This window comes from Nostoc sp. NMS7 (assembly GCF_017115085.1).
Taxonomy (GTDB): domain Bacteria; phylum Cyanobacteriota; class Cyanobacteriia; order Cyanobacteriales; family Nostocaceae; genus Nostoc.
The window spans coordinates 1-23,715 of record NZ_JABXKJ010000026.1 but is presented as its reverse complement, the minus strand read 5'-3'; the positions used below and the strand labels follow the sequence as shown (position 1 = coordinate 23,715).

Below are 23,715 nucleotides of genomic sequence, written 5' to 3'. Positions count from 1 at the left end.
ATACAAAATAAAAAGCCACGTTTGACTATCCTAACCAAAGTTAACTTTTACTAAAGATAAATCATCATCAAGATTATCTTGAGCATTTAAGGTGATAATCTTCGCTAATAGTTGATTGAGGTTATAGCTATCTTTCTGGCTATATTCGGTTAGTAAGTCAATGAAAGCATCAATCCCCCAAATTTTTCCATTTGACTGATTAATTTCATAAGCACCATCACTAAAGATGTATAAAGTGCTGTTTTCTTTGATATCCAAAACAGCATCCTCAAATTGGACTTCAGGTAAAAAGCCGATTGGTAAATCTAAAGAATTTAGCTGTTTAACTTGGATGCTTCTTGTAGAGTTAGTAGATAACAGTAAAGCGGGTGGATGCCCGGCGTTGGCATAAATGAGTTGACGTTTAAGACGGTGATAAACTCCATACCAGATTGTGAAGTATTTATCACCGTGCTTGCTCATTTGGAAAGCGTGATTGAGGGCTTTCAGGACTTCACTTGGTTGACAAAAGTTAGTGTTTGGTAGAGATTGCGATCGCAAAATATTCAGGACAGATACAGATAAGAGGGCTGAACCCACGCCATGTCCTGATACATCTAACAAATAAATTGCTAAATTATCCTCGTCAATCCAATGATGATCGAAGCAATCACCCCCTAGCTGTGCTGAAGGAATAAACAGACTTTCTGTAGTTACTGCTCCCACAAGCGGTGAAGGTAGAAGCGATCGCACATAATCACCTGCTTCAGCCAATTCTGCTTCCAAAATTTGCTTTTGGGTTTGCAAATCCTGATTGAGTGTCTCCAAAGCTTCTTTTTGACTTTGTAAATCCTGATTCAGCTGGTGTAACCTTAATCCTGCTCTTACCCGTGCTTTTAATTCATTCATCTCTATTGGTTTAGAGATAAACTCATCTGCTCCAGCGTCAAGTCCCTTAACTCTATCTTCCTCCTCTCCTGGGGCTGCTCCCCTAGCTGTCAATAGAATAAAAAAAGTAGTTGCCAACTCTGGATATGCTCTAATTTGACGACACACTTCTAGCCCATCTAGGTGGGACATCATCCAGTCACAGATAATCAGAGCCGGATGTAGTAATTGTGCTTGGGCAATTCCTTCCTCGCCATTGCTGGCTACACTGATATCATAACCCTGCTTTTGGAGTGTCCTTTTCAGTACTGTTCGCACTATCGGGTCATCATCAATAACCAGAATTTTAAACATAAATTAAATTTTCTTAAGTAAAATGATCAGTAAATAGTTGCTTTAATTTAACTTATATGCAATTCAGTTGGGAAAGTATAGTGAAAATACCCAAATTAAATAAATTAATTACCGAATATAATCATCTCAAAATATTTTATTGGTTAAAAAGTGAAAAATAAAATTTATCTAAAAGTTAACACAGACCTGAGAGCATCACCTCAAGTGTTGTCTTGGTTTGAGCAGATGAATCAACCACCTATTCCCGATCAACAAATTTGGTGGCAATGTCAAACACTTTTGATCGAAGGCTTTGCTAACATTGTTGAACATGCCCACAAAAATTTACCTATTGAAACTCCTATTGAAATAGAAGCTGTGCGGCTAAATGAATATATAGAAATTCGCATCTGGTCTCAAGGTGAACCCTATAACTTAGAGCATAAGTTGCAACAAACATTGGAATTTGAGGACAATGAGCAAGAGCGCGGGCGTGGTTTAAAAATTATGTCTGCCATTGCCGACAAATTTAGTTATGAGCCGACAGGAGATCATCGTTGCTGTTTATTTATTAGTAAATATTATTAAAGAGGAGTTTGGAGAGACGCGATTAATCGCGTCTGTACAGGAGTTTGGAGAGACGCGATTAATCGCTATGTATTGAGCGGAAATTGCGATAGCGTCAGGATTAATTTTTCAGATTTTGGCGTTACTCTCTTTGGAGATCAAAAACTCTTGGATGCGTTTAATATACTCTTCTAACTCTAAGACAAAGTTAGTAGTACCTCGACGTTCTTGGTTGCGAGCGAATTGTTCTAGCTTTTGTGCTACCAGATATATGGTTGTAGCTCCTATATTGCCACTAGCGCCTTTAATTTGATGGGCTTGGAGCGCTAGTTCCTGAAAATCATGAGATGCGATCGCTATTTTAACTACCTCTATACGAGGTTGAATATCTTCAACAAATATTTGCAGTAGTTCTAATTCAAATTCTAGGTTGTTTTCTGAGAGTCGATGCAAGCGTTCCCAATCAATTAGGAGGTCAACTGAACCTACATCTGTCGTAGAAACTGTCTGCTCTATGGCAGCTGTTTCTTTGACGCTGAAGATCACACTTCTCCAACGCTCTACCGCCGCCGCCAATTTTTCTTTGATTACTGGCTTGCTCAAATAGTCGTCCATGCCGGCATCTAGACACATTTGTTGGTCTTCTTTCATGGCATTAGCTGTCATCGCAATGATCACAGGACGATGACCACTAACAAAACTGCTTTGTTGCCAACGATGAATTTCTTTTGTGGTTTCTAAACCGTCGAGAACTGGCATTTGGCAATCCATCAGAATTAAATCGTAGGGAATTTTTTCTAATAATTGCAAAACTTCTTTCCCATTCCCAGCGACATCAGCGCTATAACCCAGGCTTTGCAGTTGTTTCAAGGCAACTTTCTGATTTACCAGATTATCTTCAGCTAGGAGAATTCTAAGTCTGGGGGAGTCAGGAGCCAGGAACTGGCAGCTAGGAAAATGATCGTTGCTGTTATTTTCGTAATTTTTCAGTTTTAACTCCTGAGGAATGTATTCTGAAGAATGTATTCTGACTCCTGACTCCTCTGTTTCCGGCTGCATTCCTAAAACAGTCATGATGGTATCGAGGAATCGGGATGGCTTAACAGGTTTGACCAAATAAGCCGCAAATCCGATTTTTAGCGCCAGTTCGATTTCATCCCGTTGATTAGTAGAAGTAAGTATAATCAAAGGCAGCCCAGCGATCGCTGAATTTGTCTTAATCTGTTCTCCCAAAGTCATGCCATCTATTTCTGGCATCTGCATATCAATCACAGCAACGTCATAGAGATTTTTTTGCTTGGCAGCCTCCTGAATAGCTTCGAGGGCAGCAGTAGCCGAAGCAGCCTCATCGACCAGCATCCCCCAACGAATAGCTTGATGGTGGATGATTTTGCGATTAGTGCCATTATCATCCACCACTAACAAGCGTCGATTCAGCAAAAGTTCGGCGTTCTCGTAGCGTCTGGTAGAGAAGCCATCACCTTCTAAGGAAATAGGGTGAAGTTGTTTGGCGAGAGTTACTTGAAACCAAAACTTAGATCCTTTCCCCAACTGGCTTTCTACACCAATTTCTCCTCCCATCAAGCTCACCAGTTGCTTGCAGATGGCTAATCCCAAACCTGTGCCGCCATATTTGCGGGTGATGGAAGCATCTACTTGAGTAAATGGGGTAAAGAGTTTGCATTGGTCTTCAGGGGTAATGCCAAGACCGGTATCTGTGATCGCAAAATAGATGCTGGCTGTAGTAGAGTTTTGCGATCGCAATTCGGCTCGTAATACTACCTCTCCATTGGTGGTGAACTTGATCGCATTGCTGATTAGGTTCATCAGAATTTGCCGCAGGCGGCCAGCATCGCCTTGAAGGTAGGTGGGGACGTTGTTATAGATTAACGCTGCAATTTCTAATCCCTTTTTATGGGCTGAGGGAGCCAATAATTCCAACACCTCTTCCACACAGGTAGATAAGTCAAAATCTAGAGTTTCTAGTGCCATTTCTCCAGACTCAAGTTTGGACAAATCCAAAATTTCGTTGATTAGGCTTAAGAGAGCGTCTCCACTAATGCGAATTGTTTCGATAAAATCCCGTTGCTCCGAGTTGAGCGGAGTTTCTAACATTAAGCCTGTCATCCCCAACACAGCATTCATCGGAGTCCGAATTTCATGGCTCATGTTCGCCAAAAAGGCACTTTTGGCTTGAGAAGCTAATTCAGCTTGCTGACGGGCAATTTCGAGTTCTCGTCGCTGTTGAGTTTCAGCGTTTAACATTTGAGCTTGGGCTAAGGCAATACCTACTTGGTCAGCTATTTGCCGTAAAAGATGAGTTTCAAAGCTAGACCATTGGCGGGAACTGCTACACTGATGGACAATTAGCAAACCGCAGAGTTCTTCTTTGACAAGAATGGGTATGACCAAATTGGACTTGACTGCAAATTCTTGCAGTAATTCCATGTGGGTTTTTTGGAGTTCAGCTATATCTAATTCAGCAAGCCCCAGATTCCGTTTTTGACGGAACTGCTGTAGATGGTACTGTTGGATGTATTCTGCTTGAAAGTAAGCATCAGTGAGCTTTTTCTCTTTGATTGCCTGCCAGCCAGAAACTACTGCCTCAACCACCGTAGCTCCAGATTCATCTGCCAAAGGTTGATAAATCAAAACTCGATCGCTATGGATAATTTTTTGTACCTCTGTAACAGTGATTTGAAGAATTTCTTTGATTTGCAAAGACTGACGAATCTTGAGGGTGATTTCAGTAAATAGTTGCGATCGCAAGTTTTGGCGTTGAATTTGTTCTTCTGATTGCTTGCGCTCAATAAACTGCCCTACTTGCTCACCAATAGAATTTATCACCTTTGCCAAATCTGGGTCAGGTTGCTGGATCTGATGGCTAAAGCAGGTAATCACACCGAGGATTTTTTTACCACTACGGATCGGAAAACCGAAAGCTCCGTGCAGTTCTGCTTCGCTAGCGATTTGAAAGCGGAGGAAATTCTGATCTTTAAGGACATCAGTAATCCAAACAGGTTCAGCATTAGCCCAGACACGACCAGGCAGGCTGATTCCGGGTGCAAGGGTGATCTGCCGACTTAAGATGTCAAATTGTTGCATCTCGAAGGAGATTTTATACCATGAATTTAACAAATTTAGTAGATTGGTTTGCTGATCTAGCATCCAAAATTCACTTAAATCCCATCCCAAACTTTCGCAGATTCCTTGGAGGATTTGGGGCATGGCTTCATTGATTGTAGTTGATTCTGCTAAGACGCGGGTTGTAGCATACTCTGCTTTGAGATGCTGTTCAGCTTGTTTGCGTAACCTAAGCTCCTCGTAGACATCGGTGATATCAATACCTGTGCCAATAATATATTCAACCTCGCCCTTATCGTCTGGCAAAATAGTGTTAACCCAGGCAATCAGCCGCCGACTGCCATCCTTAGTTACCCAATAGTTTTCGTATTTTTTGAGAACTTTACCAGATTGCAACTCTTCAAAAACTGCTTTAACTGGCCCCATGTCTTCTGGGAGTAGAAACAAGTTCCAGAAATGTCTTCCTCTCACCTCATCAAATGAGTAACCTGTTGTTTGTTCACAAGCTTGATTGAAGCGAATGATTTGCCCTTGTGTGTCAAGAACTATTACCAAAGTGCTAGCTGTATTAAGGACTGCTGAAATAAAGTTGCGTTCTTTGATCAATATCTCTTCTGTTAATTTACGCACTTTTACCTCACGAGAAATGAAGTAGTAGACTATAGCCAGGACGAGAAAACTTAGGCAAGTAGCGATCGCCACTGTCAAAACCGTGTCGTTAGCGCTGGTTTTTGCAGCTTGTAACTGGTATTGAAGCAACCTTCTATCCTGTTTTTTTATCTCAGAGATGACCTCACGGATATCATCCATAAGATTTTTTCCCTGATTTGTCTGGATTAACTGCAACGCCGCATCGAATCCCTGATTTTGATACAGGTATATAGTCTGCTTGAGTATGGCAAGTTTTGCAGTTATCAGACTTTTAAGGATTGCAAACTGCTTTTGTTGACTACGTTGATCTATGATTAAATCCTTCAGTTCTGCAATTTTTGGATTGATGTTTGCAACTGCTGTTTGATAAGGTTCCAGATAACTTTTTTGCCCAGTCAGGACGTAACCGCGTTGTCCAGTCTCAGCATCCTTCATGTCGGACAGTAATTCTTCCAGTTTATTGATTTTCTCTTGGGTTCTTTGTAGATGAGTATTAGTATCAATTAATATACGTGTGCTTTGATAAGAAATCATGCCAATTAAAACTAAAATTGCCGATGCTAACCCAAACCCTGTGGCTACTGTTTTAGAAAATTGTTTGCTTGGCTTTTGTGAGTGTTTGCGTGTATCACTTGCCAATACCAAGCTTGCTAAGTTACGCCGGATTTCTAGTTGCTTGATTACCTGGCGACCTAGAATTCCTAATGCTTCAACTTGTTCTGGAGAGAGGTTTCTTGGTACATAGTCAACTACACAAAGTGTTCCTAATGCATATCCTTCAGCGTTAATCAGTGGTATTCCAGCATAAAACCGAATATTCGGGTCAGAGGTGACTGCCGGATTTGTCGCAAATCTTTCGTCTTCTGTGGCGTCAGGGACAATAAGAACTTCAGGTTGCAGAATCGCATGGGCGCAGAATGTCAAATCTCGCGGTGCTTCTAGAACATCCATTCCAACCTTTGACTTGAACCACTGGCGATCGCTATCAATTAAACCGATTAAGGCAATAGGAGTTCCACAAATATATGAGGCTAAACGGGTGAGGTCGTCAAAGGCAGGTTCCGAACGAGTATCGAGAATCTTATACTGCAAAAGAGATTCGATTCGCTGTCTTTCGTTATCAGGTAATGGTGCTTTCATTCTTCAGCCTCATACCATTTTGGATTTTTGATTTTAGATTTTGGATTAGGAATCGCCTTGGTGTAAATTTATTTATCGCAATCATTTTTCAAATTGGCATTATCTACGCCTGAAGTTGTTGCTACAGAATTGAAAATTACGAATTACGAATTATTTACTGACTCTTAAAATTTGACCCGCAACTGTCCTATCAAGGAATTACTACTATAGGCGCTTTCCCCGGTATCTTGATTGCGGACATTACTAAAGCTATAGCCCAAGTCTGCTTCTATATTGGGCGACAGCTTTAGCGTACAGCGCGTTTGATAGGTATTAGCGTTGTCAAATTCTCCTTTAAGTCGCTGCCGTCCGAAGTTGGCAGCGAGGCGACAGCGTAAGAAATTAGCAATATCTCCCTCCCAAGCCACCTCAGCGTTGTAAACTAGGAAATCTGGTGGCGAAAAATAGCCACTTGTGCCTTCTAAATTGCGATCGTAACTCCAAGTGAATAAGTTAGTTGCCAGAGAAAACTGTCCGAACTTGCGCTCTAACCTACTAAAAGACTGCACCTCCGAATTACCATCGTTGTAACTACCTAAACGCAATGAGGAAAACAAGCTGGTGTCACGGTCAATCTGCCAGTATAAATCAGGCCCAAATCGCCAAGCAGTAATTTGGTTATCTAAAGTTCGGGCATTAGATTTATAAGGCCCTTGTTCGAAATTACCTGATAGTACTACTACCGATAGTAATCGACCTGATGGCGAAACTTGCGGCGGCGAAATGGCAGCCTCCACCTTAGCATTGAGATTGATAGTTGTGGGTAAACGATTGAACACATCGACTCCGACTGCTGTTTGCAGAGTTACTTGCCCAATTTTTCCTTGCCATCCAACTTTTAAGGGAAAATTGCTAATTGATTCAACACCGCGTTGCTCAAAGAAATTAAAACCTGTCTTGAAAAATATTTTATTGCCATTACTCAATCGAAACTGAACCGTTGGTTCGAGGAAAAAATTAGTTTGGCCAAAGTTGTCTGTGTCATAGCGATAGTCTGTATGAATACTTTCCCAAACTACATCTGGCATTCCTGGTTTGCTGGAAGTTGTTGGTGGGGTAGAATTCTGCCGTGGTACAGGTAAGGCTGGCGGTAATCGCAGCAGTTCAGGATTGAAGTTTTCGGGTGCCGCCATCAAAATAGGTGTTGGATTTACTTTGGTGACTCGCTCGGTGAATTCTGAGGCTGATTTCCAGGTCTGATGTGCTTGGGCAGCTTGTAACTTAGCTTCTGATAATGTCCAAATACCTACGTTAGAGATTACTCCTAATTGAATCTGTAGGCATCCCAAAATCAAAAAGATGGACAAACTAGATCGAGAAACAAAGATATCACGTCTAAAACTATTTGCCATTGGTCGATACTTACTAAAAGTAGAACGGCGTTAATAATTAAAGGTTTGTACAGATTACTACGAACGGTTAGACCACTAGATTCTTTCTTGCAAGTAGCGAGAAATTGCACTGTCAAGGGATGGCATTAATTCACCTCGGCTGCTACCAAGAACGCTATAAGTTGGGCGGAGAGCAGTTAAACCAAGTTGTTGTGTGGGTAGTGCAATCAGATTGCTGACACTGACTCCAGCTCGCGTAGCCGCTAACCTTGCTAAATCAGCCCAGGCGATCGCACTCTTGTTCGCCAAATGCCACAGCCCAGACTCGCCATCAATTAATAAATCCAGACTAGCATGAACCAAATCTGGCAGATAGGTAGGTGAAACAATTCCATCCTCTGCGGCGACGAAAGTATTGCCAGCACTAAGCTGACGCAGGGCGATCGTGATAAAGTTGTAATCATCCCACGGGCCAAAAAATGCACTGGTGCGAATCACTAGTGCGGCTGGATCAGCTTCCAATACAAGCTTTTCCGCCAAAACTTTGCTGCACCCATATACATTAAGGGGGGCAACAAGATCAGTTTCGACATAAGGATTAGATACGGCACCGTCAAATACCAAATCTGAGGAGAAAGTCAATACCGGTAAGTTATGTTGAGCGCAAGCAGCAGCTAGAATCGCTGCGCCTTCGGCGTTCACTTGCAGGCAAACATCGGGTTCACGTTCGGCATCGTCCACCCGCACGTATCCCGCAGCGTTCACAACTGCCCACGGCTTCAACTGGGTAAGCGCCAGATTCACAGAGTCCGGATCGGTAATATCCATTTCTTGACGCGTCAGTAGGTGATATGAAATCCCGCGCACTTGGCACAACCGAGCAAAAGCCTTTCCCAGAGTTCCTCTGGCACCGACGATCGCTAGGGGAACTGAGGGGGATGTTGCTTTACTTTTCCTTGCTCTGCCGATGTTTCCACTACAACTTAGCACCGGGTATAACAGGCGATCTTGCCGATGCCACCATCCTGGGGTATGAAGTAGCGGGTGATCTGGTTGATGTCCAGTTGCTAGAACTCGCACCATTTTAGCGATCGCTGTCGGTCGGGGATAGGGAGAACGCAAATCAAATACACCTGGCTCGTAGTAGCCGTGAGCTTTTGTTACTAAACTATTCCAATCGTAACTCCCAAGCAACGCCCAAGCAGTTACAGCGCGGATATCCACACCCTGAGATTGTAATTCCTCTGCCGCAGTCCACACTTCATAAAACCAACGTAGCTGCTCCTCGCGGGTGCAGCTGATATGAGCTTCGGTGACAGCAAGGGGCAGGTGATAGCGTTCCCATGCCTCTAGTAGCAATGTGTGTGGCCCTGCCAAACCCTCAGCACAAACTCGCACCGCCTCTACATCCGCATACTTATGTTGCCCATTACCGCCATAGGTCCAAGCAGGATAGTTTTCTCTATGCTCATCCAAAAAGCGTTCACTAGTTAAATAATGGTTAATGCCGATGATGTCAGGTGGACAAGGATTTTGCAAAAATCCCTCAAGTTCAGCCTCACTCACCCCACAGTAGCGCAAGTAACCCCACATGGAATGAGTTTGAGTGATTCGACCACATAATAAATCAAAGCTCAACCAGCGACGTTCGTTTTCAAATTCTGCTTGATAAGCCAGCTTTGGTGTACTGTAAATCTTACCCAAATCCTCGGTTTGCACAAGTTGGGCGTTGGGGTTGACTTCTCGGATCACTTGCATCGCCAGTGCAACTCCGCGACACTCTCCCAACAAAGCACGAGCGAAAGTTAAATTATCCCGGCCGTGAGGATACCAGTGGCCGTACATCCCACTAAATCGCGCTGTTGTCAGTGGCTCATTTATCGGTGTGTAATGTGTTATCCAAGGATAGCGATCGGCAACTGCACGGGCAAACACCGCGAGTTTTTCTGGAAATTCCGGGTCTACCAAGCTGGTGTTACGCGGCCCACTGCCATGATGCACTAATCCCACAATCGGACGGATGCCGAGTTCGCGCAAGCGCCCCAGTCTTTCATCCACCCACGACCAATCAGCATTTTCTAACCCATCAGGTGCTATGCTCTCCCAGAGCACAGGGTAGCGGATAGCTTTTATCCCTAGTTCCGCAAATAAATCTAAGTCATCCAGGCGCATTGCATGACCGTTGCGTTCCAACTGATCAAAATATTCGTTACCCACGCGATTAACTGTACACTCTACACCAGCCCACATTTCCAGGGGGAGTTGTGAATTATTCTCTCTCAAGACGCTATTAACCGCGTCTTTATTTGAGTTAAACACAAACTCAAGCCTTAACCGCTATTTGTTTGTATGTTGCCAAAGCCTGCGCCACACAATGATCCATGTTGAGATACTTGTATGTAGCTAGCCGTCCCACAAAATGCACCCCTGGCTTTTGATCAGCCAGCACTTTGTATTGTTTGTAAATTTCCTGATTTTCAGGACGTGGCACGGGATAATAAGGGTCGCCCTCTGCTTTGGGAAACTCGTAAACAATACTAGTTTTGGAGTGTTCCTGGCCAGTCAGGTACTTAAATTCGGTGACACGGGTATAGAGCTGTTCGTTGGGATAGTTAATCACTGGCGCTGACTGAAATACAGGGGTGTGATGTGTTTCGTGTTTAAAATCTAGTGAGCGATAGGGTAGTTTACCGTAGCGATAATCAAAAAACTCATCAACTGGGCCAGTGTAAACGATTTCGCGGCAAGGTATTCCTTTCTGGATTTCACGGTAATCAGTGTTGAGCATTACTTTGATGTTCGGGTGATTTAACATCTTCTCAAACATCCGAGTAAAGCCGTGCAGTGGCATTGCTTGGTAACTATCAGTGAAATATCGACTGTCGCGGTTAGTACGGGTGGGAATTCGGGCAATTACTGTCTTGTCAAGTTCTGAAGGATCAAGTCCCCATTGTTTGTGGGTGTAGTTTTTGAAGAACTTTTCATAAAGTACCTGACCGACTTTACTGATGACTACATCTTCAGAGGTACGGATGTCTTCTCTCGGTTCTGCAACCGACTGAAAAAACTCTTCCGCCTGGAATGAATTGAGGTTCATTCCATAGAGTTTGTTGATCGTGTCAAGGTTAATCGGGATGGGAAGGAGTTGCCCATCAACGCTGGCTAAAACATGATGCTCGTAAGCACGCCAGGGAGTAAACTGTGAGAGATATTCAAAAACTTCGCGTGAGTTGGTGTGAAAGATATGGGGTCCGTATTTATGTACGAGAATCCCGTGATCGTCGTAATGGTCGTAAGCATTGCCGCCGATATGGTTGCGCTTATCTACAACCAATATTTTTTTACCAGAATTTCTCGCCAAGCGTTCAGCTAGAACACTACCAGAAAACCCCGCACCGACAACTAGGTAATCAAATAAAAACTCTCTGGTAATGATGCTTGGTGCTTCTGGGATATCTGTTGAGATGTGAGATTTCCCATTTGTACCATTACCATTAACTGTCGCATCGTGTGTGGTAGCGATCGCAGACTCTATCAACTGCATCATTGATCCCCAAGTCCGATCCCAAGAAATCTGCTCTAAGAAGGCATCTACCCGACTCAACCATCCTGATGCTGAGGTATCTTGTTGCATTGCCTGTTCGGCGGCGGCGATGAACTCTTCAGTTATGTCTGCAATCCGCACTAGTTTCAAGTCTCCATAGGGGCGGATTACGTCTTGAATTGAGGTAGACACTACAGGTTTACCTGCGGCAAGATACTCTGGTGTCTTAGTCGGACTAATAAAGCGTGTTGATTCGTTTCGCGCAAACGGCAACATTGCTAAATCCCAACCTGCCAAATATGCAGGCAAGTCTTTATAGTCTTTACCACCGAGATAATGAATATTTTCATGCTGTGGTAGAGTTGCTGGATCAATTTTCACAACTGGCCCAATTATGACTAAATGCCAGTTAGGTCGAGCCTCAGCAATCCCAGCCAGCAGTTCAATATCCATCCGCTCATCAATCACACCAAAGAAGCCAAGGCGGGGATGAGGAATATTTGCTTGGTCTGCTGGTTCTTCTTTAAGAGTTCTTCCTTGTCCAAAGTGGGCTACATCTACACTACTGGGAAATGCATAAACGCTTGGGTGCTGGTTTACCTTACTTTCGTAAAGGCTTTGTCCCCCTGTAAACACTAAGTCTGCACGACGAAATAGTTCTGCTTCGTAGTTTTTTAAAGTGGGTGATGCTCCTTTAAAGGCAGACAATTCATCCATGCAATCATATATAACTGCTTCGGGTTGCAAATGGCCTGTCCAAGCGATCGCCATTGGAGTGTAATACCAACAAATGTATTTGTTGATGTCATGCTCTACAAACAAACCATCAATCAATACTTGTAAATCTGCGTTTATTGCTTCCTGACTCAGCCCTTCTAGTAAGTGTGGGACAACAACAACAACCCCACTATTATCTTGGCTGATATTCAATCGCCCCAATGGCTCCTGGCTAAAAATTGGCTCCTCAATAAAGAACACCCGCTTTCCTTGAGCGCAGCGGCTGAGAAGATGTTGTGGTCTTTGATAAACGAAATTCCAACGCAAATGAGATAGGCAAACTATATCAGGTGTATCTGTAAATTTTTTGGTTCGGGAACTTTTATTGGATGAGGATAAAGTCAGTGATAATGTATTTAATGATTGGGATTTAGTCGATTCTGTTAGCTTTACTTCACTCCGATTTAACGACACATTATGGTTGACACCGTTGTTTTCTACTTCGACTTTATTGCTTGACATAGATAATTAACTCACCTTAGATAACTTTGAATTTACAAGCTTTATTGCACTACTTACTGGTAATAAATTTTACTACTTTTAGTCAGAATATTTATTTAGTTAAAGAAATAATTACAAGAAGCTCATGTATGATGCTTATAAAGTTTTTCTCAATTAATAAAAAATCCTCCTATTTGCCCGATTTTACTAAAATAACGACCTGCTTGATGTATGTCAAAAGTGTGATATTTAGATGAAGTTTTTAAGTAAGACTAAATACAAACTCTGTTTGGGTATTATATACTATTTAAATGAATTAATGTAATTTTTTTAGCTTATTGGGATTCCTTATTAGGGATTTGCAACAAATAAATTATCTAATTTTATGGGGTAGTCCAGACGCCCACCCCACAATAAGTAGTTGAGTATTTTTTTATTTTAGGACTTACGCAAAATGACACGCTGTAGGGGCAATTCATGAATTGCCCCTAGTGAAAATCACGGTTTCGGCTATTGTTTGTGTAAGTCCTGTATTTGTCAGTCCTTTAATTGAAAATAGCTGTAACGATCGCCCCAGTATGTACTAGGTTTGATACTAAGTCTAACTAATCACTAATATGTTGTTTATTGCGGAAATCATTAAGTGATTACGATTACTCACGCAGTGCATGAATAATTGCCTTGTCTGGAAGCTGATTTAACTTAAAAATTATGGGTGTATCCGCTTCTGAATACTTAATAGCATTATCCATCAAATTAAATAATACTTGTTTGAGGCGATTGTAGTCTGGTTTTACCTCAATTGGATAAATTGTTGACTCGATTTTAATTATGCGATCGCAGCAGTTAAAACAATAATTGCCAAAACACTAGTAATAGCTAAACTTTGTACCATCACCACAAACATTGTCTGTTCGCGGGTAATATCCTTTACTACAAATAACTCACCCAGTAATTTCCCCTGCACTTGTACAGAACTACCACATAAAACAAAGTATTTTCTTAATTATTTTTTGATCGTAAATAGACCATGCTGTAGGGGTTTAGCATTGCTCATGCGTGTCAATTTAACGTAAAACCCATGTCCCACAAGGAACTGAAGTTCCAGGCGGGCGTGGAAGCCAACAGATAAGCGATTTTTCCCTTAAGTTGACACCAATGAGATTGCTAAACTCCTACGAAAGATGTGGTTTTTCACGTTATACATATTTACTATTTATTGTCAATGCGTAAGTCCTAAAATATTAGCTAGCGATCGCGCCACCTTAATTATGTGTAAAAGTTGGTGACACATCACTAGACTATGAGGTTTAAAAAATTGCTTTACAGCAGTTTTCATGTATTTGAACCACATCTGTCGTAGGGGCACAGCAATGCTGTGCCCCTACCGCGTGGTCTATTTACCTGAAAATGGCTTTAACTCAACATTCACAACTCATAACTTTTTAAGATTATCGCCCCGGTAGTTGTGGGTGGGTGGTCGAGTACTTGGCGACGGTGCTAGAAATCTCAGGGTTGTAAAGCCTCAGATAATTCCAGTAGTTGCCAAATACTTGCCGCACATAATTTTTGGTTTCATCAAAGGGAATTTCTTCAACAAACTCATCTGGATCTTTTGTAGTTAGAGTTTGCAGCCATTTGGAAACATTACCAGGGCCAGCATTGTAACTGGCGATCGCTAGCAGCGAGTTATTGTTATATTGCTGATGGGTATGATCCAAATACCATGTACCCAGCATGATGTTATCGTTGGGATTTTCTAAGTTTATGGTTTTGATATCCACCTTGATTTGTGGGGCGATCCATTGAGCTGTACTCGGCAACAACTGCATTAAACCAGTAGCGTTAGCAACGGATTTGATTTTTGGCTCAAACCGTGACTCTTGACGGATTAAGGCAGTGACTAACAGTGGATTGAGTTTACGCTCAGTAGACCACTTTTCAATCTCCCGGAGATAGGGAAATGGATAACGCGCTTGCCAGTAGGTAATCTGTTTGCTTAAAGCCTGATATTGGGCAAGTTCTGCTGGTATTTCCCGATCTTCCAATTTAGAAATTTTGTCAATTCCGGTGAGATTTTCTCCCTTTGCCTGTCGCATCAACCCTTCAGTAAATTGCTCGGCTACCGTTGGCTGAATTTTGTTCTGAAATTCTGTTTCCCATTGTAACCAAGCATCGCGGTCTTGGCCCAGCAGATACAATTCTTTGAAAGTCTTAGAACCAGCAGGGGGTAATGGACGCTCTTGTGCGATTACTTCCGGGTTCATGACGCGCACGTTGTCAAAGTTGCCCACATTTAGCCCCAGCATCGTTGCAGCTCGCCATGCATAGTAAGAGTAGGGAAACTGGCTAATCACATACTCATAAGCAGTTTGAGATTGCTGCTGTTTCCCTAGCAAAGCTGCCCATTTCCCCACCCAAAAGCCTGCTCTCGGAGCTAAAATACTGTTAGGATTGTTGGTGACAATTGGTTCTGCCCATTGCCAAGCACGGACGTAATCTTTAGCTTTGGCTTTATCTTGGGCGATTTTCCAGCGATATTCTGCCGCTTCATCAGAATTGCCGTATTTGGCTATGAGTAATTGCCACGCTTGGCTAGCTGACTTTTGATTATTCGTAGCTTGGAGAGTTTTGGCTTTTTGTACCAGTGCAATACCAGCTTGTTTCGGAAATTTACTAATTACCTGCTCAAGATAGGGTAAGCCGTCTTTACCTGTTTTGGCCATTTCTGCTAAACGCAGTAGAGCATTCCCAGTTTCTTCAGTATTTGGGAATTGCTGCACTAATTGTTTATAGGTGGCGATTGCTTTTTGTTGATCTTTGCCTCCTACCTGTAACCCCCGTGCAGTACGGTAGAGGTTGCGCGATGTTTTCGGTGCTTTGGCATAAGCATTCGCCGCTTTCAGAAATTGATTATTTTCCCAATAGCTTGTACCAATCAGTTCCCAGTCTTCGGCTTTCAGGGTAGGCTGTTTGACTAACTGATCCAAAACGCCCACTATCCCTGGTTGATCATAGGCATATTTAGCCAAAATCAATTGTAATTGTGGCTGATTGGGATTTTCTTGTAAGCGTTTGCGGATAATTTCCCAAGTTAGAGGATTAGAAGGAAATTGAGCGATCGCGGTTTCTTGTTGCTTCGGTTGAGCAATCAGATATAGCGCTTTCACTGTCGCCGCTTCTTTGGGATACTGTTTCAGCACGCTTTGCCTGAGATCGGAGGCTTTGCCATCCTTGCCCAGTATATCCTGTGCCTGCGCCTGTTTCAGCAAAATATAGGGCGCGAGAATGGGATAGTCTTTCTCTAGTCCCTCCAGTAAAACCAGGGCTTTTTGCCCTTGGGTTCTTTCAATGTAATCACTCGCCAAAAGATAACGAGCGCGATTTCGGTCTGGCGATCGCGATTGTCCGGCGATCGCTGCTAGTTGTGCCGCCCGTTCTGGCAGAGATTGTGATACCAGTGGAAAGACCGCCGATTGGGCAATGCTACCCTCTGATGTTTGCTCTGCTTGATTCTGACTCAGTTTGAGCCATTTCCCCAGAGACTTGCCAATCTCAGGTGCTGATACCATTGCCCCAGCTAAAAAGGCAAACAGTGCTGCACCCGCAATTATCGAAATTTGCTTTTTCTGTAGTTTCTTCAGCATGAATACCCGCTGAAAAGTTCCGGTGAATTTCTTGAAACTCTAACACTCCTAACCATCAGTGTGTCCAATTTTTAATTTTAGATTTTTAATTTTATGTAGAAAAACCCTAATTTTCAATCCTACCTTTAGCAGTATTGAGTAAATAGCACATTTTACATACTATTACATCTATCTTGGGTATATCATAAATGCACTTAATGATAATCATTATGAGGGTGTAAGAGATGGTTGCCGTCAGCAACCACCTCTTACACCCTCAAGTATTCACAAAAAACTTATTATCTAAAAACGGTATCATAGGCTATTATTTTTGGCGTTGACATAACTTTTCGGTGTACTGACTCTACCATTCAACCTCCTGGTGATAGAGCGATCCAATCAATTCATATATATTCAAAACAACAATCAACATAACAATGAAAACATTGCGCGCTTTAACGCCGATCGCGCTGAGTTTACTCACACTTACAGTTGCGAGTTCTGTGAATGCTCAAGCGGTAATCGACACTATAGACAACGGTAATTTAAGTGTGACGGGGATGACACGAGGAAGCGGTTGCACTGTCCTTTTTAGTCCTCAAGGGGAGCTACTTCAAAATGGTCGTTCCTGTAGTTCAAGAGAAATTGGTAAAGCTCAAGCTGCGATCGATACCTATCTCCGGGAGCAAAGCGCACCTGAGCGCCACAGTGACGACTCAATGCGCCAAAGACTGACCTTAATCTGCTACGGTGAAGGTCGCAAACCAAGTCTTGAAAGCCGTAACAGCTATGAATGGAACTCACATCGTCATCGCTATGAACTGCAAAATCGTATAGAGTCTTCAACAAACGAGTTCGATTCCGAGGTTCAAGTCGAGATTCGTAATATGCAGGGAAAAATTCATCTGACCGGAAAGCTCATCCCGCCAATTAATTCAGGCGGTACTAATGGATGGTGGAACCTCAACGATCTCCGTGTCACACCTGAGCAAATCACGGGAAAATACCGAGTGAATGGGCTAAATCATCCGCGTGTTGAAATCGATCGACGCAGTGGACGAATTGCCATTAATGGGATTGAGCATTTCCGTGGTAGTTGCGATTCAGGCGACTGGAGCAGTGGCAGAACTCGTTTCTAGTCTGGCTACTTTTTGTCTAAGTCCCAATAAGTAACGCCAGTTCATCCTGAGCTTTGCCAATGGTGGTAGAAATGCGGCTACTGTATTTGGGAATGCGGCGAATAACGCATCATCTAGAATCGATCGCGGTCTTTGACATTGGCTTTAGCAGGATGCTCCATGACAACCTAGTTTGGGGAAGTTGGAGGCAGCACGAACTTGGTTTTCAAAGCTTCCCTGCACGCTGCATTGGGAGATGAAGTGGGATTCATCACAAACGCGGCTCCTACATCTCTAGCACATTGCGAAAATACAAGAGCGCCATGCCCGAAATTGGGAAATTCTATCAATGTGCCATTTGTCAATCCTGCTAGTGCCTGTTTGCCCACAGTTGTAGGTGTCTGAGCATCATAGCGATCTTGGAGAATTAGGGTAGGAATATTGCTTTTTACGATTTCGCGATCGCGCTTGGGAGCAGGCTTGACAGACCAGATTTGACAGATGGCGTAGGCTTGCCGAGCAGCGATCGCTCGATTTAGTCCTAAACCAGGCATCTCCAGCGCTTCAAACGTTGCCAGCGTCCGATCCTTATTGCTAGGAGGGACTAAATCTTGACAATCGAAGCTTCTAAACACACCCTCAGCCTCAATGGCATCTATCTTTAGGACAGAGCGGAAAATAGCCCCAATCGATTCATAAACATGACGGATTTCTGTCTCTGACATCGTTTGCAAAGCTTGAATCAGCGGCTGTCTTTTGTTCTCTGGGAAGATTTCCGCGATCGAGGTGATTAAAACACTACGATCGCGCGGTTTTTGAGTTTGAAAGCCTACGCCATAAAAATTAGCTTTCACTTTGGGGCGTTCTTTTCCTGGCAGGGTTTCGATAGTTGTCAATACCTGCTGTACCCATTTCTGAGACGGACGATTGGCTTGGGCTAAGTTGGCAGTTTCGCTCAAAAGTTTGCGGGCTTGTTCTCGCAACTCATCCGCTTTGGCAAGAAGTTCTTGCGAACGACCAATCGGAATCGGCTTAGTTGCGGGAGTCGGGAAAATCTTGCCTGATACAACACCTGTATAAGTCGTGGTGATGCCTCGTTCTAATTCCGACACGATTAATGGAATGTAAGCAGCTTTGCGTGCATCTAGATCGATATTCACTGATTCAACTAAGGCAGCAAAATCTGTCACGGACACTGCTTTATCAGTTCCCGCGATCGCAATGGGTTTCTTAGCAAGTGTTTTTAGAAGCGCGATCGTGCGTGCTTTGAGATTGGGATACGCTGCATTACAGGCGGTATCCTTCTGACAGTCTTCAATCAAATTCAGCATCACTACTTCCAAATCCCTCGGTACAACTTCGTACTTTTTCACTTGAGGGGGAATCGTGGAATCCAACACGACGCTCCGCAGACGTTGGGGATAGTCGCGCATAATTCGCAATGCTAGATAAGTCCCGTAAGAAATGCCGTAGAGATTGACCTTTTGATAACCCAATGCTGTCGCCAGATCGATCGCATCTGTGGCATTGTTAGCAGTGTTGTACTGATTGAGATCGAAGCCGTGTGCCTTTAGTAACTCAGAGCAGACTTTGTAATATGAGAGTATCTCAGCAAGGTTAGACTCATCTTTTTTGAGACTGGCAGCAAATTTTTTAGTAAATTCAGCATACCTATTGCGCCATTCGCTGTTGGAATCTTTAGCCAGCGTATCCAATGCAACGAAGGTGGGAGAACAAGCCAGATCGCCTGAAAATCGAGAGCCGCGCTGATCGAATAGAATCACGTCACGGGTCTGACGCTGAGGTTCATAAAATTGAGGGAATACTCCTAGAGCCATTATATCGCTGCTGCCCGGTCCTCCATGTAAAACTAAGAGGGGATCGGGCTGGGGTGAAAGACTCTTGCTCTTGAAAATGGTGTAAGTAATTTCAACTTTGCGTCCGTTGGGTTGGCTATAGTTTTCGGGAACGGTGAGAATGCCACAGCTCGTCGTTTTGCCGTCGATTTCTTCTGGCGCAACAGCAACGGGGCAAGGGATTTGAGTCGTGCGGTCGAGAGATGATTGCGGCGAAGGTGGCGCGGCAAATCCAGAGGCAGCTTGAACTGGATTGGCCGTCTGTGTGCTTGGCGTTTGTGAAGGGTTGAGGCGAATCGATTGGGATTGAGTAGATGCACGAGTAATCCAGTAGAGGTAGATCGATTCATCAGGAAATTGATAGATTTGACCTTTGCTGCCGAGTGCATCTTGTCGGTAGACTACTCGACTCTTTTGATCGAGATAGCTTCCGGGGCGTTTACCGAGCGATTGTAAGAAATAGTATTTGCCATTGCTGAGTTGAATGGTCACTATGCCTTGTCGTAGTTGTGAAAAGGTGCAGGGTACAGTATCCACCTTGCCAATTTCCACTTTTGAATAGATGACACAATTCGCCTCTACCGTCTCTGCTTTCGCGGCTACAGAGAAACCAAATGAAGCGATCGCGGTTGTGACTGCTAAAAGCAAATTTTGAAGCTTCATGTTAAAAATGTATCGTGATTATTAAGGAAAATAACGGTTCAGAATTGGTAAGGCGATCGTGAAGTGCCACTGTCAGTCACAGATAAGAAGTTTTTGCGTCTGTTATATTTGATAACGCTGCATATACCTCGCAAACCTTTTTATGTTCTGTACTACCCCAGTTTATTGAGCCGATATGTAATATCCACTCCTTAAGGCATAATGTCTGAGAAGTCCCTTGGACGATGCTTCTTCACGAAAAAATCAGCGTTTCAGATATTATGCCTGAATGAAGGAATGGGGGTTTCAGGTTTCTCGGCTAACTTTTAAGACATCCTCTCAATGCCCTCTAAATTGGATTGTTTTTCCAGATAGCAACTACTTCTGACAATCTCCTGAACCACCGGTGTAAACGATCGATTGGTAGCGTCCTTGCTCTGTTAGGATCGTTACACAGTAGTTGGTTTTGCCTTCTAGCCAGTAGCTATAGACAGAATTTCCCGAATCATCACTCTTGACCCATCGATAGCCCCGTTTTTTCACTGTGTTTTCTGCCTGTCCTGCCCTTGCCCCCACTAAATCACTCAACCGAGAGACGGTAGTACCCGCTTCAGGCTGACGCCTAGCAGCAGTCCTACGATTTCTGTTAACTGAGTTTTGTCGATTGGCAGATGTATCCCAATAGACAAAAATTGACTCAGTGGCGAGACGATAAATCTGTCCCCGGTCGCCAAGTCCAGCTTGTCGATAGGCAGCATCACCATTTTGATCGCGATAATTGCCGGGTCGATTCACCTCAGGGAGCAGGTCATAGCGACGACCATTTTCCAGTTCAATGCTAACCGCACCCTGCCGTTGGGAAAAGGTACAGGAACCAGAAGATGTGGCGCGGTCTTCTCCTTTTGGGAACACATCGCAACGGGCATTCACGGTATCGGCTTTGACGGATACGGGAAAACTCAAAGAAGCGATCGCCAGTGCTACTGCTAAAAACGAATTTGATGATTTCATCACCATAAAACTCTTGAGTTATGACAACGAAGATGACATTTGATATTATTTCATAAATGTGCGTTTGCTAGTTAACACTTGCAAAATATTTTTAAACTATTTCGTTTTGTCACTCTCCGAAAACTTTTGCAATTTCTGAATTCTAGAGCTTTTGTATAGGAAGCAATCGCCAAGTTTTATCTAATAACCCTAAAATATCTAAAATTAATTGATGATAATAAATTAAAGTCGGAGATGACCAATGCTAATATCAGTTATTCAATCACTTTCCCATAGATTATGTTCTTGTTTAATCGCTTCCTCCATTCAATAATTCGGTTTGTGCTAGTCAGTGTGATGACGATCGCAATAGTATTTGCTTGGAGTGCGATCGCTCACAGTCAACTGCCTTCGTTACCTACCACAGCCTCTAACGATCCGCACCAGCCACCTAGTGGTGTTACCCGCCTCGGTATGTATGAAATTGCCTCTGTGCATTCACCCTTAGACAGAAACTTATTGTTTGAGATTGTCTCTCCCACTGTTTTTAATCGTAGCCAACCGCCAGACGGATCTCTTCCAGTAGAGGTACGTGCCGAAGAAATTACGCAACGGCTGATCCGAGCGCTCGACCGAACTAACAAAGCTAAACAAACTCCTCTGGTTTCTATTGCCATTTTGAATAAGGATTTAATCCTCCAGCTAAGTGACGATCAAACGACCCGTCCTTTAAGGCTGGTGACTGTAACAGAGCCAGATGCTGACTACCACGGAAAAACTCTGGAGGAATTGGCGCAGGAGTGGCAAAAAATATTACAAGCAGAAGTAGAACGCATTAATAGACTCTTCTCACATAAGGTATTGTGGCAACGAATTGGACAGGCACTGCAAATCAGCATCGGCTTAGTGTTGGGGAGTGTTGTGTTGTGGTTACTGCGGCGAACTTTAATTCGCAAACAGACGGCATTGCAAGTTCGCCATCAAGAGCAGATAGCTGCGGTAAAACAGGGTGTGGTCAAGCGATCTGAGGCAGAAACATCCACAACTATTCACACAATAGACACCAGCGAAAAGAAAACAGATGCAGACACAATCGCCCATCAGCGATCGCAGTTTCTAGACACGATCCGGCGACAGTTTAGCCTCAAGCACCAACTGGGGATCTATTCTCTGCTCACATGGCTACTGTTTTGGGCATTTATTCTGATGTGGTACATCGGGATTGTAGTCATCATGTATCGCGTCCCCTACCTCATGAGATGGTCGACGGACGCTTTAGCCAGGCCCCTGGCACTACTGATTATTTGGTTTTTCATCACTCTTGTTATTCGGATCGGCAAAATTTTAATTGACCGCCTCACTGTATCCGCTCAATAAATAGGGGATAGGAAGAAAAATAAGAGGATACAAAGGGTCACACCGGATTGTAGAATATAGTGCATGACGCAGAAACCATTTTCAGATAAACAAGTATCGGCATTACTACAAACAATCGACCCAAAAGAGATTGCAGATAATGCTGTGCGTCAAACTGTAGAACTTTTATTGAACCTAATAGAGCAACTTCACTCAAAAATCAAAGATTTAGAAGAAGAAAACCAAAAGTTACGAGATGAAAACAACCATCTTAAAGGAGAACAAGGTAAACCAGACATCAAACCCAACTTGAAGGGGTTTAAGAAAGACCATTCATCAGAAAAAGAACGCAAAACGCCTTCTTCGCACAGTAAGAGTAGCAAAAAAGCAAATATCAAAATAGATCGGTCAGAGATTGTAGAATATCCTCAATCAGAATTACCAGAAGACGCACAATTCAAGGGTTATGAGGAAGTAATTGTTCAAGATATCTTCTTAAAAACGGATAACGTACTTTTCCGTAAGCAGAAATATTACTCACCCCAAACAGGAAAAACCTATTTAGCAAAATTACCGCTCGGATATGACGGAGAATTTGGTCCAGGAGTAAAAGCTTTAGTAATGAGCCTTTACTATGGGGGTAATATGACTCAAGGGAAATTATTAGAGTTATTAGAAAATATTGGTATTTCCATGTCAGCAGGATATTTATCGAATCTACTAATCAAAAACCAAAGCGACTTTGAAACCGAGTTTAATGAAGTATACGTATCCGGATTAGCGAGCAGTCCTTGGCAACACTTAGACCAAACAAGTGCGCGTGTTAAAGGGGTAAATCACACAACAAATGTAATTTGTAACCCGTTGTACACAGTCTATTCTACAACGCAAAAAAAAGACCGATTAAGCGTACTTGGGGTATTACAGAACAGCCAAGAGCTTAAGTTTATTCTGAATCCACTGACATACGAGTTATTAGATAGCTTAAATTTACCTACCAAGTGGAAGAATCGAATCAAATTATTGCCTCAAGAAACAGCGTTGACTTCGGATAGGTTTAATTCTTTGCTGGATCAGCATTTAAACAAACTGAGTTCTCAACATCGTACTCGTGTTTTAGAAGCTGCGGCGATTGCTTTTTACCATCAGCAATCCTCAATTCCGGTAGTACAAATCCTTGTCTGCGACGACGCACCCCAGTTTAAGTTAATAACAGATAATTTAGCTTTATGCTGGGTACATGAAGCTAGACATTATAAAAAGTTAAATCCCTTTGTTGGTTGTCATCAACAGACTTTAGACAAATTTTTGGATGACTTTTGGATTTACTACCGAGAATTGCTTTTCTTTAAA

13 protein-coding genes are annotated in these 23,715 nt (G+C 43.0%); 4 read left to right on the top strand and 9 right to left on the bottom strand.

The window, feature by feature from the left end; genetic code table 11:
• Positions 1-30: 30 nt before the first annotated feature.
• A complete protein-coding gene (locus tag HWQ38_RS01930) occupies positions 31-1,221 on the bottom strand; it encodes a SpoIIE family protein phosphatase (protein WP_292789587.1) in 1,191 nt (396 codons plus the stop codon).
• A gap of 150 nt (positions 1,222-1,371) precedes the next feature.
• On the opposite strand from HWQ38_RS01930, the gene HWQ38_RS01925 reads away from it, so the two are divergent.
• On the top strand, positions 1,372-1,788 hold the full coding sequence (locus tag HWQ38_RS01925; RefSeq protein ID WP_292789585.1) for an anti-sigma regulatory factor: 417 nt from the start codon (positions 1,372-1,374) through the stop codon (positions 1,786-1,788).
• 108 nt (positions 1,789-1,896) lie between these two features.
• Here HWQ38_RS01925 and HWQ38_RS01920 read toward each other — a convergent pair whose 3' ends face one another.
• The 6 genes from HWQ38_RS01920 to HWQ38_RS01895 form a co-directional block, all read right to left on the bottom strand.
• Positions 1,897-6,642 carry a response regulator gene (locus tag HWQ38_RS01920; RefSeq protein ID WP_292789584.1) on the bottom strand — a complete coding sequence of 1,582 codons (4,746 nt, stop codon included), beginning with the start codon at positions 6,640-6,642 and terminating at the stop codon, positions 1,897-1,899.
• Positions 6,643-6,806: 164 nt separating this feature from the next.
• A complete protein-coding gene (locus HWQ38_RS01915; protein WP_292789582.1) occupies positions 6,807-8,033 on the bottom strand; it encodes a hypothetical protein in 1,227 nt (408 codons plus the stop codon).
• Between the two features lie 75 nt (positions 8,034-8,108).
• Positions 8,109-10,331, bottom strand: a complete 2,223-nt coding sequence (locus HWQ38_RS01910; RefSeq protein WP_292789581.1) for a family 1 glycosylhydrolase — start codon at positions 10,329-10,331, stop codon at positions 8,109-8,111.
• Between the two features lie 4 nt (positions 10,332-10,335).
• Positions 10,336-12,795, bottom strand: a complete 2,460-nt coding sequence (gene glf, locus HWQ38_RS01905) for a UDP-galactopyranose mutase (protein ID WP_292789579.1) — start codon at positions 12,793-12,795, stop codon at positions 10,336-10,338.
• An 808-nt stretch (positions 12,796-13,603) separates the two neighbouring features.
• A complete protein-coding gene (locus HWQ38_RS01900; protein WP_292789577.1) occupies positions 13,604-13,741 on the bottom strand; it encodes a hypothetical protein in 138 nt (45 codons plus the stop codon).
• Between the two features lie 484 nt (positions 13,742-14,225).
• Positions 14,226-16,421 carry a transglycosylase SLT domain-containing protein gene (locus HWQ38_RS01895; protein WP_292789576.1) on the bottom strand — a complete coding sequence of 732 codons (2,196 nt, stop codon included), beginning with the start codon at positions 16,419-16,421 and terminating at the stop codon, positions 14,226-14,228.
• A gap of 416 nt (positions 16,422-16,837) precedes the next feature.
• Between HWQ38_RS01895 and HWQ38_RS01890 the strand changes: the two genes are divergently transcribed.
• Complete coding sequence (locus tag HWQ38_RS01890; protein WP_292789575.1) at positions 16,838-17,539, top strand: hypothetical protein; 702 nt, start codon at positions 16,838-16,840, stop codon at positions 17,537-17,539.
• Positions 17,540-17,706: 167 nt separating this feature from the next.
• Here the strand turns inward: HWQ38_RS01890 and HWQ38_RS01885 are convergent, their stop codons facing one another.
• Complete coding sequence (locus HWQ38_RS01885; RefSeq protein WP_292789573.1) at positions 17,707-20,037, bottom strand: alpha/beta fold hydrolase; 2,331 nt, start codon at positions 20,035-20,037, stop codon at positions 17,707-17,709.
• 357 nt (positions 20,038-20,394) lie between these two features.
• On the bottom strand, positions 20,395-21,027 hold the full coding sequence (locus HWQ38_RS01880; protein WP_292789572.1) for a hypothetical protein: 633 nt from the start codon (positions 21,025-21,027) through the stop codon (positions 20,395-20,397).
• Positions 21,028-21,306: 279 nt separating this feature from the next.
• On the opposite strand from HWQ38_RS01880, the gene HWQ38_RS01875 reads away from it, so the two are divergent.
• Together HWQ38_RS01875 and HWQ38_RS01870 are read left to right on the top strand one after the other, a co-directional pair.
• Complete coding sequence (locus tag HWQ38_RS01875) at positions 21,307-22,383, top strand: hypothetical protein (RefSeq protein WP_292789571.1); 1,077 nt, start codon at positions 21,307-21,309, stop codon at positions 22,381-22,383.
• Positions 22,384-22,446: 63 nt separating this feature from the next.
• The coding region (locus HWQ38_RS01870; protein WP_292789569.1) for a hypothetical protein at positions 22,447-23,715 on the top strand (1,269 nt) is incomplete at its 3' end.

Coding starts and splice junctions, on each gene's coding strand:
- HWQ38_RS01930 (WP_292789587.1), bottom strand. CDS start 1,221: ATGTTTAAAATTCTGGTTATTGATGATGACCCGATAGTGCGAACAGTA.
- HWQ38_RS01920 (WP_292789584.1), bottom strand. CDS start 6,642: ATGAAAGCACCATTACCTGATAACGAAAGACAGCGAATCGAATCTCTT.
- HWQ38_RS01915 (WP_292789582.1), bottom strand. CDS start 8,033: ATGGCAAATAGTTTTAGACGTGATATCTTTGTTTCTCGATCTAGTTTG.
- glf (WP_292789579.1), bottom strand. CDS start 12,795: ATGTCAAGCAATAAAGTCGAAGTAGAAAACAACGGTGTCAACCATAAT.
- HWQ38_RS01895 (WP_292789576.1), bottom strand. CDS start 16,421: ATGCTGAAGAAACTACAGAAAAAGCAAATTTCGATAATTGCGGGTGCA.
- HWQ38_RS01890 (WP_292789575.1), top strand. CDS start 16,838: ATGAAAACATTGCGCGCTTTAACGCCGATCGCGCTGAGTTTACTCACA.
- HWQ38_RS01885 (WP_292789573.1), bottom strand. CDS start 20,037: ATGAAGCTTCAAAATTTGCTTTTAGCAGTCACAACCGCGATCGCTTCA.
- HWQ38_RS01880 (WP_292789572.1), bottom strand. CDS start 21,027: ATGAAATCATCAAATTCGTTTTTAGCAGTAGCACTGGCGATCGCTTCT.
- HWQ38_RS01875 (WP_292789571.1), top strand. CDS start 21,307: ATGTTCTTGTTTAATCGCTTCCTCCATTCAATAATTCGGTTTGTGCTA.